We start from the raw sequence: 14,012 nt of genomic DNA on the forward strand, positions 1-14,012 counted from the left end.
CCCCTATTGGTCAGCGTGCTTCGGCGGCGGTCTTGAGGTCGTGCAGCCAGGCCTCGAGCCCCTTTCCGAGGAACCCCTTCGCCAGCGGCACGTTGGTCTCGATCTGCTCGCCCGCGTGGGTCTCCTCGGTGCGCACCAGCACGCCGTCCTTGACCGGGGTGAACGTCCAGACGTGGACGCCCCGGTCGATGCGCAGCCCCTCGCCGACAGCCGGTCCCGTCCAGCGGATGCACGTGTGGTGCTGGAGCTGGCGGACGGTCGAGGTGATGACCAGCGTGGTGGCGGGGGTGACGGGGGTCTCGGGCACCGGGCTGGTCCAGCGGAAGCGGGAGTTCTTGCGTAGCGGGCCGTGGTCCAGGCGCTCGGCGGAGGTGACGGCCTTCTGCCAGGAGGGCCAGCGCTTGACGTCGGTCTGGATGGCCCAGACGGTGCTCAGGGGCGCCTTGATGAGGATCTCGGTCCGGTAGCGGATCTTCGCCGCGACGTCGACCCCCACCCCACGACACTCCAGGCGGGGCTGCGCGTCTGCGGGGACGCTGCCCGCGAGAGTGACACTCAGGGCGAGCGACATCATGACCTCGGTGAACATGGTGATTCCCTTCAACAGTGCTTGCCGGTGTGAGCGGGTCGCGCTTTTGCGCGTGGAGGATCGTCAGCGCTTGCGGGTGCGAAGAGCCGAAGGTGCCTGCGGGCCCGGGGGATCATCAGCGCGTGCGGGCAGAGAGGAGCATCAGCGCCTGCGGGGAGAGAGGATCGTCAGCGCTTGCGGGCGCGGAGGGCCACGCTTCTTTGCGGTCAGGGAGAGCGCTTCGCTGGCGTGGAGGACCCACGCTGGTTGGGCGTGAAGGACCTCCCGCGGTCGCGGGGGCGAAGGACCGCCAGCTCTTGGGGAAGCGGAGGACCGTTGGCGCTTGGAGGCACGCAGGACCGTTGCTGCTGGGGGAGCGGAGGGCCCTGAGCGCTTGGAGGCGCGCACGAGCATCAGCGCTCGCGGGCGCCAAGGACCATCAACGCTTGCTGGCCCGAAGGATCGTTAGTGCTTGCGGGCGCGAAGGACCGTTAGTGCGTGGGGAGTGGAGGAGCGTCGCTGCTTGCGGGCGCGGAGGGTTGTCGCGATGAGGGTGGCCGACGCGGCGACGACCAACGCGACGAAGGCCGGGTGGATGTCCTTCGACAGGCTCGGTGCGCCGTCCGGGCGGATCAGCCACACGGCCAGCGGGATCGCATACACCACCGCCAGCAGCGCGGCCGCCACACGAACCGCACGGTCGCGGGCCCGGACGACCGCTATCACCACCGGGACCACGGCCAGCAGGGCGAACTGGCCGAGCACCATCACGGGGACCGCCCAGGCGGACACGATCACTGATCTCGACATGGCGTCTCCTTTGTTAGGCACTCTGTCTTTCGTTAGAAGTTATAACTGGCGAATATCGGCAGACTCAATAACGTTCGTGATAGCCTCTAACTAAATCTGCAGGATGTAGCCAAGGGACGGTCATGGCGGACACGAAGACCCCGCGCGAGCGCTACCGCACCCAACTACGCGCCGAGATCAAGGAACACGCCTGGCGCCAGATCGCCACCACAGGCGCCTCCGCGCTCTCCCTCAACGCCATCGCCAAACAACTCGGCATGAGCGGACCAGCCCTCTACCGCTACTACGCCAGCCGCGACGAGCTCATCACCGAACTCATCAGGGACGCCTACCAGAGCCTCGCCGACACCCTCGGCCAAGCCGCCGACGAGGGCGCCGACCTGGCAAAACTGGCCCACACCCTGCGCGCCTGGGCCCTGGACGACCCCCAGCGCTACCTCCTCATCTACGGCACCCCGGTCCCCGGCTACCACGCCCCCGCCGACATCACCCTGATCTCCTCCCAGACCATGGCGATCCTCCTCGACGCCAGCGCCGCACTACCCTGGGACCGCTCGGCGACGCCGTTCGACGCCCACCTGGCCGACCACCGCGACTGGGCGGGCGACCACCGGGACCCACCCACGGTCCTGCACCGCGCGCTGCGCTTCTGGACCAGGCTGCACGGCGTCCTGTCCCTGGAGCTCTCCGGCCACTTCGCCGGAATGGGCTTCGACCCCGCCCTCCTCTTCCAGGCCGAGCTGGACGAGTTGCTGGTGTGATGATCCGCAGCCTCCTGATCGCCGCTCAACTGGCCGTCACCTTGCCCGCGCAGCCCCAGGTGATCCAGGTGATGACGTGGAACGCCTGCGCGGGCACCTACAGCAGCTGCCCCCTCTTCCGCCGCAGCACCGCCGAGCTGGCCTGGCACGTCGCCGTCCTGGCCACCAAGGCGGACGTGGTCTTCCTCCAGGAGTTCTGCACGGGCGCAGACGCCGACCTCGAACGCGAGCTGGAGTCACGCACCGGCCGGTCCTGGAGCGTCAAGTCCGCCGGATTCACCCGCCCGGACGGCTCGCCGTACGAATGCGCCCCCGACTGGACCGGCAGGTCGCGCGGGACCTGGAGCGTCACGATGGCCGTCGCAGAACCCGACGCCCGCTTCGAGGTGCACCCGCTGACCTCCCCGCCGTGGGCCACCAGAAGATTCGCGATCTGTACGGCAGGCCGTACGTTCTGCACCGCGCACCTCTCCTCAGGCTCGGTCTACGACGACCGGCAGAAGGGCGCGCCGTACCGCCACCAACAGCTCCGCGAGCTGCTCGCCCTCTCCCGAGGCGTCGTCGGCGGCGACCTCAACCTCACCCCGCGCGCCGCCGCCACCGCCTACGACGGCCGCGACGAGTGCGACCCGCGCAACCGCTGGACCTACGTCACACGCAAACGGAAGATCGACTACGTGTTCGCGGCCGACGGCCGCATGCGCGGCTGCTTCGTCGACCGCGCCAGAGCCGGTTGGTCGGACCACGTCCCCCTGCACGCCACGGTGACCCGGTAGGGCATTCCCTACTCTGCGTTGTCGTGCTGCCATGATCGCCCTCGCTGGATCACGACATATAGCTTCATAACGTCACAATCTTCCAGCGAAGGGCTACTCCCTGTGTTCAGCACCAAATCGTTCGCCGTTGTCGCTCTGGCCGGTGCGGCCTGTCTCGTGGCGACGGCCGGGAGCGCCGGAGCGATCGTCAACGGCAAGAAGGCCACGGAGTCCTACCCGTTCATGGCCTCGATCCCGATCTCCGCTCCCGCCCTGGGCCTCAAGGACGGCGTGTGCGGGGCGGCGCTGATCGACCCGCAGTGGGTGGTGACCGCCGCCCACTGCCTCGACATGGAGATCGGCTCGATCCCCAACGGAACCGTCCGCGTCGGCAGCGACCACCGCAAGTCCGGCGGAACCGTCCGCAAGATCGCGCAGGTGGTGACCCACCCCGGCTACGCCCAGTCCTCGCCCAACCAGAACGACATCGCCCTGATCCGCCTGGACCGCCCCGTCTCCAAGAAGCCCATCCAGCTCGCAGAACGCCCGGGAGGGCCCGGCACCCCGACGCGGATCATCGGCTTCGGCATCACCAAGGCCGCCACGACCCCGGCCGACTGGAAGATGTCCAACCGGCTCAACCAGCTCGACACCCGACGGGGCGCGGTCTCCGAGTGCGGCCCCGGCTTCGCCGGAGACACCCGGCTGTGCACGATCAGCCGGGTGCCCAAGGCCATGGCGTGCAACGGCGACTCCGGCTCCCCGCAGATGCAACGCGGCAGGAACGGCCGATGGGAGCTCATCGGCGTCACCTCGGGCCCAGGCGCCAAGAGCCCCTCCTGCGCGGAGGGCCCCGGCCTGTACACCAACGTGCCCGCGTACGCGGAGTGGATCAGCAGGACGATCCGCAAGTAACTCAGAGCAGCTCGGTCACCGGGCGGCGGGCGCCGAGGCGGGCGGGGACGGAGGTGAGTACGGTCACCACGAGTACGGTGGCCAGCACCAGGACCCCGAGCTGCCACGGCGAGGGGAGCGTCACCTTCGCGCTGTCGCCGCCGGTGATCGCGCTGATGGCGGCGAACAGCGCGACCCCGCCGGGGAAGACGCCCAGGACGGCCCCGGCGAGCGCGGGCAGCACCTGCGCGGCGGCCAGGGCCGTGGTCACGTCGCGCGGGGTCGCGCCGAGCGCCCGGGCCAGCGCGGATGAGTGCCGGTTGTCGAGTACGGTCGCCCAGGTGATGACGACGGCGTTGACCGCCGCCAGCGCGAGCAGCATCACAGTCCAGACCAGGAGCACGTGGCGCAGCACCTCCACCTGCGCGGAGCCGTACCCGCCGACGAGCGGCTGCGCGGTGAGGAAGGCGTCCAGCACCAGCAGCACGTAGATCCCGCTGACCGTGATCGCGATGCTGACCACCGCCAGCACGACCCGGCGTGGACGCCGGGCGGCGACCCGCAGGGCGAGCAGCAGCGGGACGGGCAGCCGCGCCGACATCGCGATCAGCCACCCGACGCGGCGCGGCGGGCGCGGCGAGTCGGCCAGCGCCGCGACGGTGCTGGAGCGGGCGGCGCGCACGGCGGGGACGGCGGTCGCGACCACCGCGACCCCGAGCGCCACGGCGGTCACCACAACGGCCGTGTACAGGGTCATCGGCGGCGTGACCGCGCTGCCGACCAGTCCGGCGCTGGACTCGGTGAGCAGCGGAGCGGTCAGCGACCCGGCCACCAGCCCGGCGGCCGCCGCGACGGCGGCCACGAGCACGTATTCGGCGAGCAGCACGGCGGCGACCAGCCCCGGCGTGCCGCCGACCGCCTTGAGCAGCCCGACCCGCCTGGTCTGGTCGGCCATCCGGCCGCCGACCAGCACGGAAAGGCTGGCCACGGCGAGCAGCCCCAGCAGCCAGGCCCCGATGAGCAGCAGGATCTGGGAGTCCTTGGCCAGGTCGGTGGCGTCGTCGAGGATGGTGGTCCACGCCTGCGCCTGCACGCCTCGGTTCGCCTCGACGAACGCCTGGGCCTGGCCGGGGTCGGCCAGCTTGAGGCTCATCAGGTAGGCGTCCGCGCCGAGACCCAGCGCGTCGGCCTGGCTCACCCAGACGAGCCCGGGATTGCGCAACACCCCGGAAGGCGCGTCGTCCCCGGCGCCGTTCATGCAGGGGACGACGCAGGACGACCCCGGATACGGCGGCATGGCGGCGGTGACCGCGACCCCGGTGACCTTGTACGGCCTGCCGTTCAGCGTGACCTCATCACCGACGCGCACGCTGAGCGCGTTGGCGAACGCGGCCTCGACCACCACGCCCCCACCACCGGCCCAGCTGCCCTGAACCAGCTCGGGCCGGTCGACCGGGGCGGAAGCGGCGTCGCGCCCCACGGCCTGCACGTCCGACGTGCGACCGGCGACCGCGAGCTTCGCGGCAGCGACCGGGTACGGCCCGCCGTGGCCGGTGACTCCGGGCGCGGCGGCCAGCTTCTCCAGCTCCGCGAGGTTCGACGCCTGGCCGACGCTGGCGACCACGTCGGGCCCGGCGGTGGCTGCCCTGGTGCTCAGGTACGGCTGGCCGGACGCGTCACGCAGCACGAGCCCGAGCGTCAGCGTCGTGGTGGCCGCCATGACGGCGAGCAGCAGCAGTGCGGTCTCGGTACGGCGCCGCCGCAGGTCACGCACGGCGAGGCGGCACACGAGCAGGATGCGCCCCATGCCCTCAGTCCCCGAGCCCGAGGAGCGCGCCGAGCTGCCCGGTGGTGCCCCCGGTCAACCTGGTGTCGTCCACGAACGCGCCGTCGCGCATCGTGATCATCCGGTCGGCCGTGGCCGCGATCCGCGGGTCGTGGGTGACGATGACCAGCGTCTGGCCGGACTCGTGCAACCCCTCGAACAGCCGCAGGACGTCCAGAGTGGCGGCGCTGTCCAGGTTCCCCGTCGGTTCGTCGGCGAGGACGACCGACGGCTCCGTGCTCAACGCCCGCGCGACCGCGACCCGCTGCCGCTGCCCGCCGGACAGCGCGGACGGCAGGAACCGCGCCCGCCCTTCCAGCCCGACCTGCTCCAGCAGCTCCTCCGCCCGCCGCCTGGCGGCCCGCGGCGACCGCCCGGCCAGCAGCGCGGGCAACTCGACGTTCTCCACCGCGGTGAGCTCCTCCATCAGGTGAAAAGCCTGGAAGACGAAGCCGACGGCGGTCCTGCGCAGCTCGGCCAGTGCCTTCTCGCTGAGGCCGTCGATGCGGGAGCCGTTCAGCGCCACCTCACCGCCCGAGGGGCGGTCGAGCCCGCCGAGTAACTGCAGCAACGTCGACTTCCCACAGCCGCTGGGCCCCATGATCGCGACCGTCTCGCCCTCGGCGACGTCGAGATCGACCCCGTCCACGGCGCGCACCAACCCCTCAGCCCTGCCGTACTCCTTCTGCAGCCCTCGGGCGCGCAGCACCGTGCTCACAGTCCGCTCCTTCTGTAGGTCCAGTTCTTCTCGCACGCCTCCAGCCAGCGCAGGTCCGCCTGGAGCCGGAGCACGATGCCCTCCAGCAGCAGCGCCGCGCTCGACTGGGGCGGCTCGGCCATGGCGGCGCGCTGGGCGTCACGCAGGCGGCGCAGCAGCTCGCGCCGCTGGGTGTCGACGATGGTGATCGGGTCGGCCAGCCCGGCCGACGCGGCGGCGATCAGCTTGAGGTGGAACTCGGCGAGGTCGGGCTTCGGCCAGCTCACCTCGGCGATCCACTCGGCGACCCGCTGCTGGCCCTCGGGGGTGAGCGCGTACACCTTGCGGTCGGCTGTCCGCTCGACCTCCAGGAGCCCGGCCTTCTCCAGCCGGGTCAGCGTGACGTAGACCTGCCCGTCGTTCATCGCGTCGCCGAGGGGACCGAGCGCGTCGCGCAGGCGGGCGCGCAGCTCGTAGCCGTGCGAGGGCTCCTTGGCCAGCATCGCCAGGACCACTTCCTGCTGCATGGGGGACCTCCTCTAACCGTTAGCCCCTATATCTAACGGTTAGCCCCCACGGTTGGCAAGCTCTAGTACGGCCCGCCCCGGAAGTACATGCTCGGCCGGTGGCGGGAGCGGTCGCCGCGATCGTGTGCGGCGTCGGAGCGGTCGGCGGGCGACGAGCGTTCTGCCAGGGAGCGCAGTCTTGCCAGCCCTGCCAGGACCTCCGTACGGTTGCCCGCCCGTTTCATCCATACCGGCAGCCGGGCGAGCATCGACATCGTCGGGCGGTACGGCCCGCGTTCGCGCAGCAGGGCGCCCACGTAGGCGGCCAGCTCGTCGACGTGCTCCTCGTTGTACGCCCAGAGGACCCGGCCCAGGCAGCGGGTCTGCAACCACAGCGGCCGCCGGAAGAACGGGTCCTCCGTGCCGCCCATGGTCGCGCCGACCAGCCCCTTTCCCTTCACCTCCGGCGTCCAGTCGGCGGTGGCGCCGCATCCCGCGCAGGCCAGGCGGCGGGGCTGGAACATCAGCTCGCTGAAATACGTGGGCTCGGGGAGGCCGGGACGGCTGACGACGAGCGCGTGGCCGCCGCACCGCGGGCAGACGACGCTGATCCGCACCGTGAACTGCGCCAGCCACCGCCCGGCGTCGTGATGCCTCATCCCGGCACCCGGCGATACCGCCACCACGTCAGGTACGCCAGCGGCGGCCGCCCCGCGATCGCCGTGAACCGCCGCGCGAACGACGCGCGCGACAGCCCGGCGTGCGCGCCCGGCTCCTCCACGGTCCAGGCATTGGTGGGATCGCAACGCCGGAGGCAGGGTTGCGCGACGGCAGCCTCCGGCCGGTGGCCGGCGAGGTCTTTCACGGGCTGGAGTGGATCGTGGTCACCGTGGAGCACTGACGTCGTAGACGAGGTGGGTCACGCCGTTTCCTGGGACGATCTGTGAGGGGTTGCCGAGTTTGATCGGCTCGTCCAGCGGGCCGGTGGCGAAGAACGGGCGGCCGGTGCCGAACACCACCGGGACGACGTTGAGCACGATCTCGTCGATGAGGCCGAGCTTCAGCGCCTGGGAGCCGACCTGGCCCGCGCACACGTCGATGAGCCGGTCACCGGCGAAGTCGTGCGCGGCGGCGACGCCCGCCTCGACGCTGTCGACGAACGTGAACGGCGCCGTGTCCGCGTACTCCCAGTCCTTGGGCGGCTGGTGGGTGACCACGAAGACGTGCTCACCCGCGGCCGGCCGGCCGTTCCAGCCGTTGGTCAGGTCGAACAGGCGGCGGCCCATGATGACGCAGGCGACGTCCCGGTAGTGGGTGCGCATGAAGTCGGCCGTCGCCTGCGTGGTGGTGTAGACGTCCTCGCTGCCGGGGTAGGACCAGGTGACGTCCCCGTTGCCGATCCAGTCGAAGAGGGGGCCGACCGCGTCATGGTCGTCGGCGATGAACCCGTCCAGCGATACGGCTGCGCAACTCAAGACCGTCTTGCCCATGACGGAACAATATCGCCCAGAGCGCCCAGCAGAAGGGCCCTCCCACACGGAGGGTCCCCTCCGCGGGGCCTTAGTGAGCCTGCAGTCTCGGGTCGTGCGTGGGGTCCGGGTACCTGGGCGGGCAGGCCTTGCGGCGCAGCTCGTAGTGCCACGGTTCGTTGTCGTAGATCTGGCACAACCCGTAACGCGCGCCGTACCGCGACAACCACGCCGTCGCCTCGGACGGGCCCAGGTCGATCGCCTTGCCCTTCACGTGGAGGGAGGTGTCGGCGGTGGCCACCCAGCGCGCCGCCTCGGCCTCGGAACCGTACTTCGAGATCGCCTCGCGCAGCAGCTGGTTCTGGTACTTCTTCGACCGCCACCCGCTGTTCACCCGGAACTCGATGCGGAAGCGCCCGGCGTCCCTGGCGGCCCGCCGTACCGCCTTGAGAAGGGCCGGATCGAGCTTGGAAACAGCGGGGTACTCGTCGTCGAACACCGTCACGCCATCGGGAACCACACCGTCGGCCTTCCCGGCGCCGCCGGGCGAAACGGCCGAGGACGACACTGACTGATACGCGACGACCCCGACGAATGCCGCGATGACGGCCGCCAGAGCGATGATCAGAAACCTTGTCATGCCTCCAGTCAAGGAATTGCGGTGTTGCAGGCACGTATGAGGTTTTCGATACGTCGGCGATATGTTCCTGCTCGTAGCATCGTGGGATGCGTGTGTTGCTCGTTGAGGACGAGCCCTATCTGGCAGAGGCCGTCCGCGATGGGCTGCGCCTGGAGGCGATCGCGGCCGACATCGCCGGAGACGGCGACACCGCGCTGGAGATGCTGAGCGTCAACACCTACGACATCGCCGTGCTCGACCGCGACATCCCGGGCCCCTCCGGCGACGAGATCGCCGAACGCATCGTCGCCTCGGGCAGCGGCATGCCGATCCTCATGCTCACCGCCGCCGACCGGCTCGACGACAAGGCCTCCGGGTTCGAACTCGGCGCCGACGACTACCTCACCAAGCCGTTCGAGCTCAGGGAGCTCGTGCTCAGGCTCAGGGCGCTCGACCGCAGGCGCGGCTACAGCAGGCCGCCGGTGCGGGAGATCGCGGGCCTGCGAGTGGACCCGTTCCGCCGCGAGGTCTACCGCGACGGGCGGTACATCGCGCTGACCAGGAAGCAGTTCGCCGTCCTCGAAGTCCTCGTGGCGGCGGAGGGCGGGGTGGTCAGCGCGGAGAACCTGCTGGAACGGGCGTGGGACGAGAACGCCGACCCGTTCACCAACGCCGTGCGCATCACGGTCTCGGCGCTGCGCAAGCGGCTCGGCGAGCCGTGGGTGATCGCCACGGTGCCCGGCGTCGGGTACCGCATCGACCGCGGGGACGACGAGCGTGCGTAGAGATCCAGGCATGAGCGTCCGCCTCAAGCTCACCCTCAGCTACGCGGGGTTCGTCATGCTCGCGGGCGCGCTGCTGCTCGCGGTGGTGTGGGTGTACCTGCTGCGGTACGTCCCCGAAGTGATCGTCACGGAGATGAGGGTTCCCAACCAGTCCGACCTCGTGCGCGCCTTCGTCCCGAAGGCGGCTACCGCGCTGGGGTTCCTGCTGCTGTTCGGCTTCGTGGGCGGATGGCTGCTGGCCGGGCGCATGCTCGCGCCCCTGACGCGCATCACCCACGCCACCCGCATGGCCGCGGAGGGTTCGCTCGCCCACCGGATCCACCTGGAGGGCAGCGAGGACGAGTTCCGCGAGCTCGCCGACGCCTTCGACACGATGCTGGCCCGGCTCGAAGCCCATGTCGCGGAGCAGCAGCGGTTCGCGGCCAACGCCTCGCACGAGTTGCGCACCCCGCTGTCCATCTCGCAGGCCATGCTCGAAGTGGCCCGCAACGACCCGAACCGGGACCCCGGCGAGCTCGTCGAACGCCTCCACGCCGTCAACACCAGGGCGATCGACCTCACCGAGGCGCTGCTCCTGCTCAGCCGCGCCGACCGGCGGTCGTTCACCCGCGGGTACGTCGACCTGTCGCTGGCCGTGGAGGAGGCGACGGAGACGTTGCTCCCCCTGGCCGAGCAGCGCGGCATCACCCTGGAGGCCTTCGGCGACATCGCCCCGACGGTCGGGTCGCAGGCGCTCCTGCTGCAGATGACCACGAACCTCGTGCACAACGCGATCGTGCACAACCTGCCCGCCGAGGGGGCGGTGTGGGTGAGCACCGCCGTACACCCCAGGTCCGTCACGCTCACGGTGGAGAACACCGGCAAGTGGCTCCCGCCGGAGCTGATCTCCACCCTGACCGAGCCTTTCCAGCGCGGCGCCGAACGCATCCGGGACGACCACGTCGGGGTGGGCCTCGGCCTGGCGATCGTCAGGAGCATCGTCCAGGCGCACGACGGAGTGCTCACCATCGCCCCCCGCCAGGCCGGAGGCCTCCGCATCACCGTCGAACTGCCTGCGTCAGACCGAGGGCCGTGGCCGCGCTGAGGGCGGCGGTGAGGGCGATGAACCACCAGCCGTGCTGGAAGGCGGCCAGCGCCCGGTCGTGGGGCACGTCGATCGCACCGAGGATGGCGACCAGGATGGCGACGCCGAACACGTAGCCGAGCTGGCGGCTGGTGTTGACCACCGCGCTGCCGGTGGCGGCCTGCGCGGCGGGCAGGGCGGCGGTGGCGGCGGCGATGATGTTCGGCAGGGCCAGTCCGATGCCCACACCGATGATCATCCATCCGGGGAGCACGCGCAGCGGGTAGTCCACGTCGGTGGAGGCGCTTACGGCGAGCAGTACCGCACCCCCGCTGAACAGCAGGTTTCCCACGGCGGTGACCACTCTCACGGGGATCGCCCTGCTCAGCCGCTGGCCGACGGCGGCGAACAGCGGCACCATCAAAGGCCCGGGGACGATGGCGAAACCGGTGGCGAGCGTGGAGAAACCGGCGACGTTCTCCAGCCACAGCACGACGCTCGGAAACACCGCGCCGAACGCCACGCAGAACAGCAGCGCGGTGACGTTCGCCCACACGAACGTCGGCACCCGCAGCAACGCCGGATCCACCACCGGAACCGGATGCCGGACGATGCGTACGGCGAAAGCCACCAGGCCGAGCGCCGCCACCACGAAAGCGATCCACGCGCCGTCCTTGACCAGCCCGAGCGCGAGCGCCCCGATCGCGACCGCGAACACCCCCACGCCCAGCAGGTCGGGCGTACGGGTGACCGTCTCGTCGCGCGAGTCCGGCACCAATCGCGCGGCCCCGACGAAGGCCAGGATGCCGACCGGCAGGTTGATCAGGAAGATCCACTGCCACGACACCTGCAGCAGCGCCCCGCCGACCACGGGACCGACCGCGGCGGCGAAGGAGCTCGTGATCGCCCACACCTTGACCGCCCCGGCCCGCTGGTGCGGCGCCAGCGCCGTCAGCAGCAGGGCCAGGCTCGTCGGCGTGAGCGCCGCTGCCCCGGCCGCCTGTAACACCCGGAACGCCACCAGCCACCACAGCGAAGGGGCGGCCGCGCAGGCGACGCTGGCCAGGGTGAACACCGTCAGGCCCAGCAGGAACCCCGCCTTCCGCCCATGGCGGTCGGCCATGCGCCCCGCCGGGATCAGCAGCGCGGCGTAGGCGATCGTGTAGGCGTTGAGCACCCAGCTCAGGTCCGACAGCGACGAGGCGGAATAGCTCCTGCCGATGTCGGTGAAGGCCACGTTGACCACGAAGACGTCGAGCGTCGCCATGAACGCGGCTGTACACAGGACGAACACGATCGTCCGGCTGCGTACCGCAACCTCTCTCACAGGACCCCACCTATCTGACTGGAGATTTGTATAGCCAGGACGCGCTGACTGTACATGACTCAGGTCAGAGTCGGATACCATCGGGTCCATGTCCGCTGTCATGGAAGGCTCGCTCGCCGATCTCGGCTCGTGGAAGCCGGTCACCTGCTCGCTGGTCAAAGCCCTGGAGGTGGTCGGGACCCGGTCGACGTTGCTGATCCTGCGGGAGGCCTTCTACGGCACGACCCGGTTCAGCGGGTTCGTCGACCGGGTCGGCATCACCGACCGGGTCGCGGCGGAGCAGCTACGCCGTCTCACCGACGCCGGTCTGCTGAGCAAGCAGCCCTATCGGGAGGGCGACAGCCGTACCAGGTACGAGTACGTCCTCACCGACATGGGCCGCGACCTGCTCCCGGCGGTGCTCGCGCTGATCCAGTGGGGCGACAAGTACCTCCAGGACGGGCACCCGGCGATCCTCCACGTCGAGCACGGCACGGGAGCGCCGGTGCAGGTCGAGCTCCGCAGCGACACCGGCGCCCGCCTCGACCTGGAGCAGGTAGGCGTCCGCCGCAACCCCTAGTGGCCCTCCCACACCCCCGGGTTGGGGGTCAGGTCACTGGCGGTGACGCAGCAGACGGGCGGGCCGGTCGGCCGGGTGACGGCCGGCGCTGAGGTCAGTCCGGCCGCTGCGACGAGCGCGAGAGCCAGGGTGAAGCGGTTCATGAGGATTCCCCTTCCAGATCGGTCGTCTCTGGCTCGCGCGGGGCGGTAGTGTCGCCGCCCCGGCCCCCGCCGGTCGCGATCGGCCAGGACGTGTCTTTCCTTGCGTGGTGTGACATGCGTCCATGGCAGCCGATTTCGCGATGGGTGGCGATGAATTCGACCCGGCTCGAATCCTCAGCCGGTGAGCGCGTCGCCCGCCGCTGTGCGCTGGTAGAGCACGTGCCGTCCGTCGCGCCGCCGTACCACCAGCCCGTTCTGGTGCAGGACGGTCAGGTGGTAGGAGACCGTCGAGCGAGCCAGGCCATGCCGTACGGCAAGCTCTGCCGTGGTCGCGGCCGCCCGCAGGTCCGCGAGCAGCGCCGCCCGCACGGCCCCGAGCAGGTCGGCCAGCCCGAATCCGGCAGCCGTGCGCGCGGGCTGCCAGATGGCGCCGAGCTGCCCGGCGGGGTAGTAGCAGTCCTCGGTGCCCGAGATGTCGGGCCCGGTGATCGGGGTGTCGTAGAGGAAGGCGGAGGCGGTGACGTCCAGGCCGTGCGTGGCGGTGCGGTGCCGGCGCACGGTCCGGCACCGTACCCCGTTGACGACGAGCTGGGAGCGGTCGTCGCGCTCGTGTAGTCGGATGCGGGGCGACAGCGAGGCCAGGGTCGCAGCCACCCCGTGACAGGCGAGCTGCCTGCCGCGCACGTCGAGCTCCCGCTCCAGCCCCGAGCGCAAAGCCCCCCAGTACGGCTGGATCGCGACCCGCCAGTAGAGGTCCATGGCGTCGGCAACCGTCCGCAGGTAGACGTCCGCGTCGCGCTCCAGCAGCGCGAGCGACAGCGGGCGGGGAACGGCGGGGATACCGGCCTCCGGGTCGCCGACCGCCGCGTGCCGCAGCTCGTCGTGGACCTGCTGGGCGTCGGTGGCGCTCACCATCGCGTGCAGCTCCTCCGCCAGGCTCGCTCCAGCCGCCGGCCGGTGCCGGGACGGCGCGCCGTAGAAGAAGTCGGGGCTGGTGGAGCCGGGCTGCGTGGGGGCCAGCTCGCGCAGCAGCCGCAACGGCGCCGGCGGCAGGTGCGGGCTCACGTCGTGCCACCACTTGGCGATCCACGGCGGACGGCCCGGCCGGTGGGACACCTTCAGGCTCGCCGGGATCTCGCTGAGCATCGACCAGCGGAACCGGACGCGCGCCAGCGTGCTCGAGGGCAGCTCGATGATCGACACCCCCAGTCTAGACATGTCCGCTTATCTC

18 protein-coding genes are annotated in these 14,012 nt (G+C 70.8%); 6 read left to right on the forward strand and 12 right to left on the reverse strand.

The window, feature by feature from the left end; genetic code table 11:
• Nucleotides 1–10: 10 nt before the first annotated feature.
• Together ACIBG8_RS03200 and ACIBG8_RS03205 are read right to left on the reverse strand one after the other, a co-directional pair.
• Complete coding sequence (locus ACIBG8_RS03200; RefSeq protein ID WP_397340822.1) at nt 11–589, reverse strand: SRPBCC family protein; 579 nt, start codon at nt 587–589, stop codon at nt 11–13.
• A 444-nt stretch (nt 590–1,033) separates the two neighbouring features.
• Entirely contained in the window at nt 1,034–1,378 is a 345-nt protein-coding gene (locus ACIBG8_RS03205; protein WP_397340824.1) for a hypothetical protein, read from the reverse strand.
• A 122-nt stretch (nt 1,379–1,500) separates the two neighbouring features.
• On the opposite strand from ACIBG8_RS03205, the gene ACIBG8_RS03210 reads away from it, so the two are divergent.
• From ACIBG8_RS03210 to ACIBG8_RS03220, 3 genes are all read left to right on the forward strand, one after another.
• Nucleotides 1,501–2,139 carry a TetR/AcrR family transcriptional regulator gene (locus ACIBG8_RS03210; RefSeq protein WP_397340825.1) on the forward strand — a complete coding sequence of 213 codons (639 nt, stop codon included), beginning with the start codon at nt 1,501–1,503 and terminating at the stop codon, nt 2,137–2,139.
• Nucleotides 2,139–2,915, forward strand: a complete 777-nt coding sequence (locus ACIBG8_RS03215; protein WP_397340826.1) for an endonuclease/exonuclease/phosphatase family protein — start codon at nt 2,139–2,141, stop codon at nt 2,913–2,915. The genes ACIBG8_RS03210 and ACIBG8_RS03215 overlap by 1 nt, the downstream gene beginning before the upstream one ends.
• Before the next feature lie 102 nt (nt 2,916–3,017).
• A complete protein-coding gene (locus ACIBG8_RS03220) occupies nt 3,018–3,809 on the forward strand; it encodes a S1 family peptidase (RefSeq protein ID WP_397340828.1) in 792 nt (263 codons plus the stop codon).
• A 1-nt stretch (nt 3,810) separates the two neighbouring features.
• Here the strand turns inward: ACIBG8_RS03220 and ACIBG8_RS03225 are convergent, their stop codons facing one another.
• The 7 genes from ACIBG8_RS03225 to ACIBG8_RS03255 form a co-directional block, all read right to left on the reverse strand.
• Nucleotides 3,811–5,595 carry an FtsX-like permease family protein gene (locus tag ACIBG8_RS03225; protein WP_397340829.1) on the reverse strand — a complete coding sequence of 595 codons (1,785 nt, stop codon included), beginning with the start codon at nt 5,593–5,595 and terminating at the stop codon, nt 3,811–3,813.
• 4 nt (nt 5,596–5,599) lie between these two features.
• Nucleotides 5,600–6,331, reverse strand: a complete 732-nt coding sequence (locus tag ACIBG8_RS03230) for an ABC transporter ATP-binding protein (RefSeq protein ID WP_397340831.1) — start codon at nt 6,329–6,331, stop codon at nt 5,600–5,602.
• Entirely contained in the window at nt 6,328–6,837 is a 510-nt protein-coding gene (locus ACIBG8_RS03235) for a PadR family transcriptional regulator (protein WP_397340833.1), read from the reverse strand. The genes ACIBG8_RS03230 and ACIBG8_RS03235 overlap by 4 nt, the downstream gene beginning before the upstream one ends.
• Before the next feature lie 62 nt (nt 6,838–6,899).
• Nucleotides 6,900–7,475 carry a hypothetical protein gene (locus tag ACIBG8_RS03240; protein ID WP_397340834.1) on the reverse strand — a complete coding sequence of 192 codons (576 nt, stop codon included), beginning with the start codon at nt 7,473–7,475 and terminating at the stop codon, nt 6,900–6,902.
• On the reverse strand, nt 7,472–7,681 hold the full coding sequence (locus ACIBG8_RS03245) for a hypothetical protein (protein WP_397340835.1): 210 nt from the start codon (nt 7,679–7,681) through the stop codon (nt 7,472–7,474). The genes ACIBG8_RS03240 and ACIBG8_RS03245 overlap by 4 nt, the downstream gene beginning before the upstream one ends.
• Nucleotides 7,682–7,700: 19 nt before the next feature.
• Nucleotides 7,701–8,306: a dihydrofolate reductase family protein gene (locus ACIBG8_RS03250; protein ID WP_397340836.1), complete on the reverse strand. Its 606-nt coding sequence runs from the start codon at nt 8,304–8,306 to the stop codon at nt 7,701–7,703.
• A gap of 70 nt (nt 8,307–8,376) precedes the next feature.
• Nucleotides 8,377–8,925: a M15 family metallopeptidase gene (locus ACIBG8_RS03255; RefSeq protein ID WP_397340837.1), complete on the reverse strand. Its 549-nt coding sequence runs from the start codon at nt 8,923–8,925 to the stop codon at nt 8,377–8,379.
• A gap of 86 nt (nt 8,926–9,011) precedes the next feature.
• Between ACIBG8_RS03255 and ACIBG8_RS03260 the strand changes: the two genes are divergently transcribed.
• Complete coding sequence (locus tag ACIBG8_RS03260; protein ID WP_397340838.1) at nt 9,012–9,689, forward strand: response regulator transcription factor; 678 nt, start codon at nt 9,012–9,014, stop codon at nt 9,687–9,689.
• 10 nt (nt 9,690–9,699) lie between these two features.
• On the forward strand, nt 9,700–10,773 hold the full coding sequence (locus tag ACIBG8_RS03265; RefSeq protein WP_397340839.1) for a sensor histidine kinase: 1,074 nt from the start codon (nt 9,700–9,702) through the stop codon (nt 10,771–10,773).
• Here ACIBG8_RS03265 and ACIBG8_RS03270 read toward each other — a convergent pair.
• Nucleotides 10,727–12,079: an MFS transporter gene (locus ACIBG8_RS03270; protein ID WP_397340840.1), complete on the reverse strand. Its 1,353-nt coding sequence runs from the start codon at nt 12,077–12,079 to the stop codon at nt 10,727–10,729. The two genes, ACIBG8_RS03265 and ACIBG8_RS03270, sit on opposite strands and share 47 nt — an antisense overlap.
• Nucleotides 12,080–12,167: 88 nt before the next feature.
• Here ACIBG8_RS03270 and ACIBG8_RS03275 point away from each other — a divergent pair, with 88 nt between their 5' ends.
• Nucleotides 12,168–12,638 carry a winged helix-turn-helix transcriptional regulator gene (locus ACIBG8_RS03275; protein WP_397340841.1) on the forward strand — a complete coding sequence of 157 codons (471 nt, stop codon included), beginning with the start codon at nt 12,168–12,170 and terminating at the stop codon, nt 12,636–12,638.
• On the opposite strand, the gene ACIBG8_RS03280 is transcribed toward ACIBG8_RS03275, so the two are convergent.
• Nucleotides 12,635–12,781 carry a hypothetical protein gene (locus tag ACIBG8_RS03280; protein WP_397340842.1) on the reverse strand — a complete coding sequence of 49 codons (147 nt, stop codon included), beginning with the start codon at nt 12,779–12,781 and terminating at the stop codon, nt 12,635–12,637. The two genes, ACIBG8_RS03275 and ACIBG8_RS03280, sit on opposite strands and share 4 nt — an antisense overlap.
• A gap of 174 nt (nt 12,782–12,955) precedes the next feature.
• Nucleotides 12,956–13,999, reverse strand: coding sequence for an ArsR/SmtB family transcription factor (locus tag ACIBG8_RS03285; protein ID WP_397340843.1), 1,044 nt, complete (start codon nt 13,997–13,999; stop codon nt 12,956–12,958).
• Nucleotides 14,000–14,012 lie beyond the last annotated feature (13 nt).

This window comes from Nonomuraea sp. NPDC050556, assembly GCF_044457355.1.
Lineage (GTDB): Bacteria > Actinomycetota > Actinomycetes > Streptosporangiales > Streptosporangiaceae > Nonomuraea.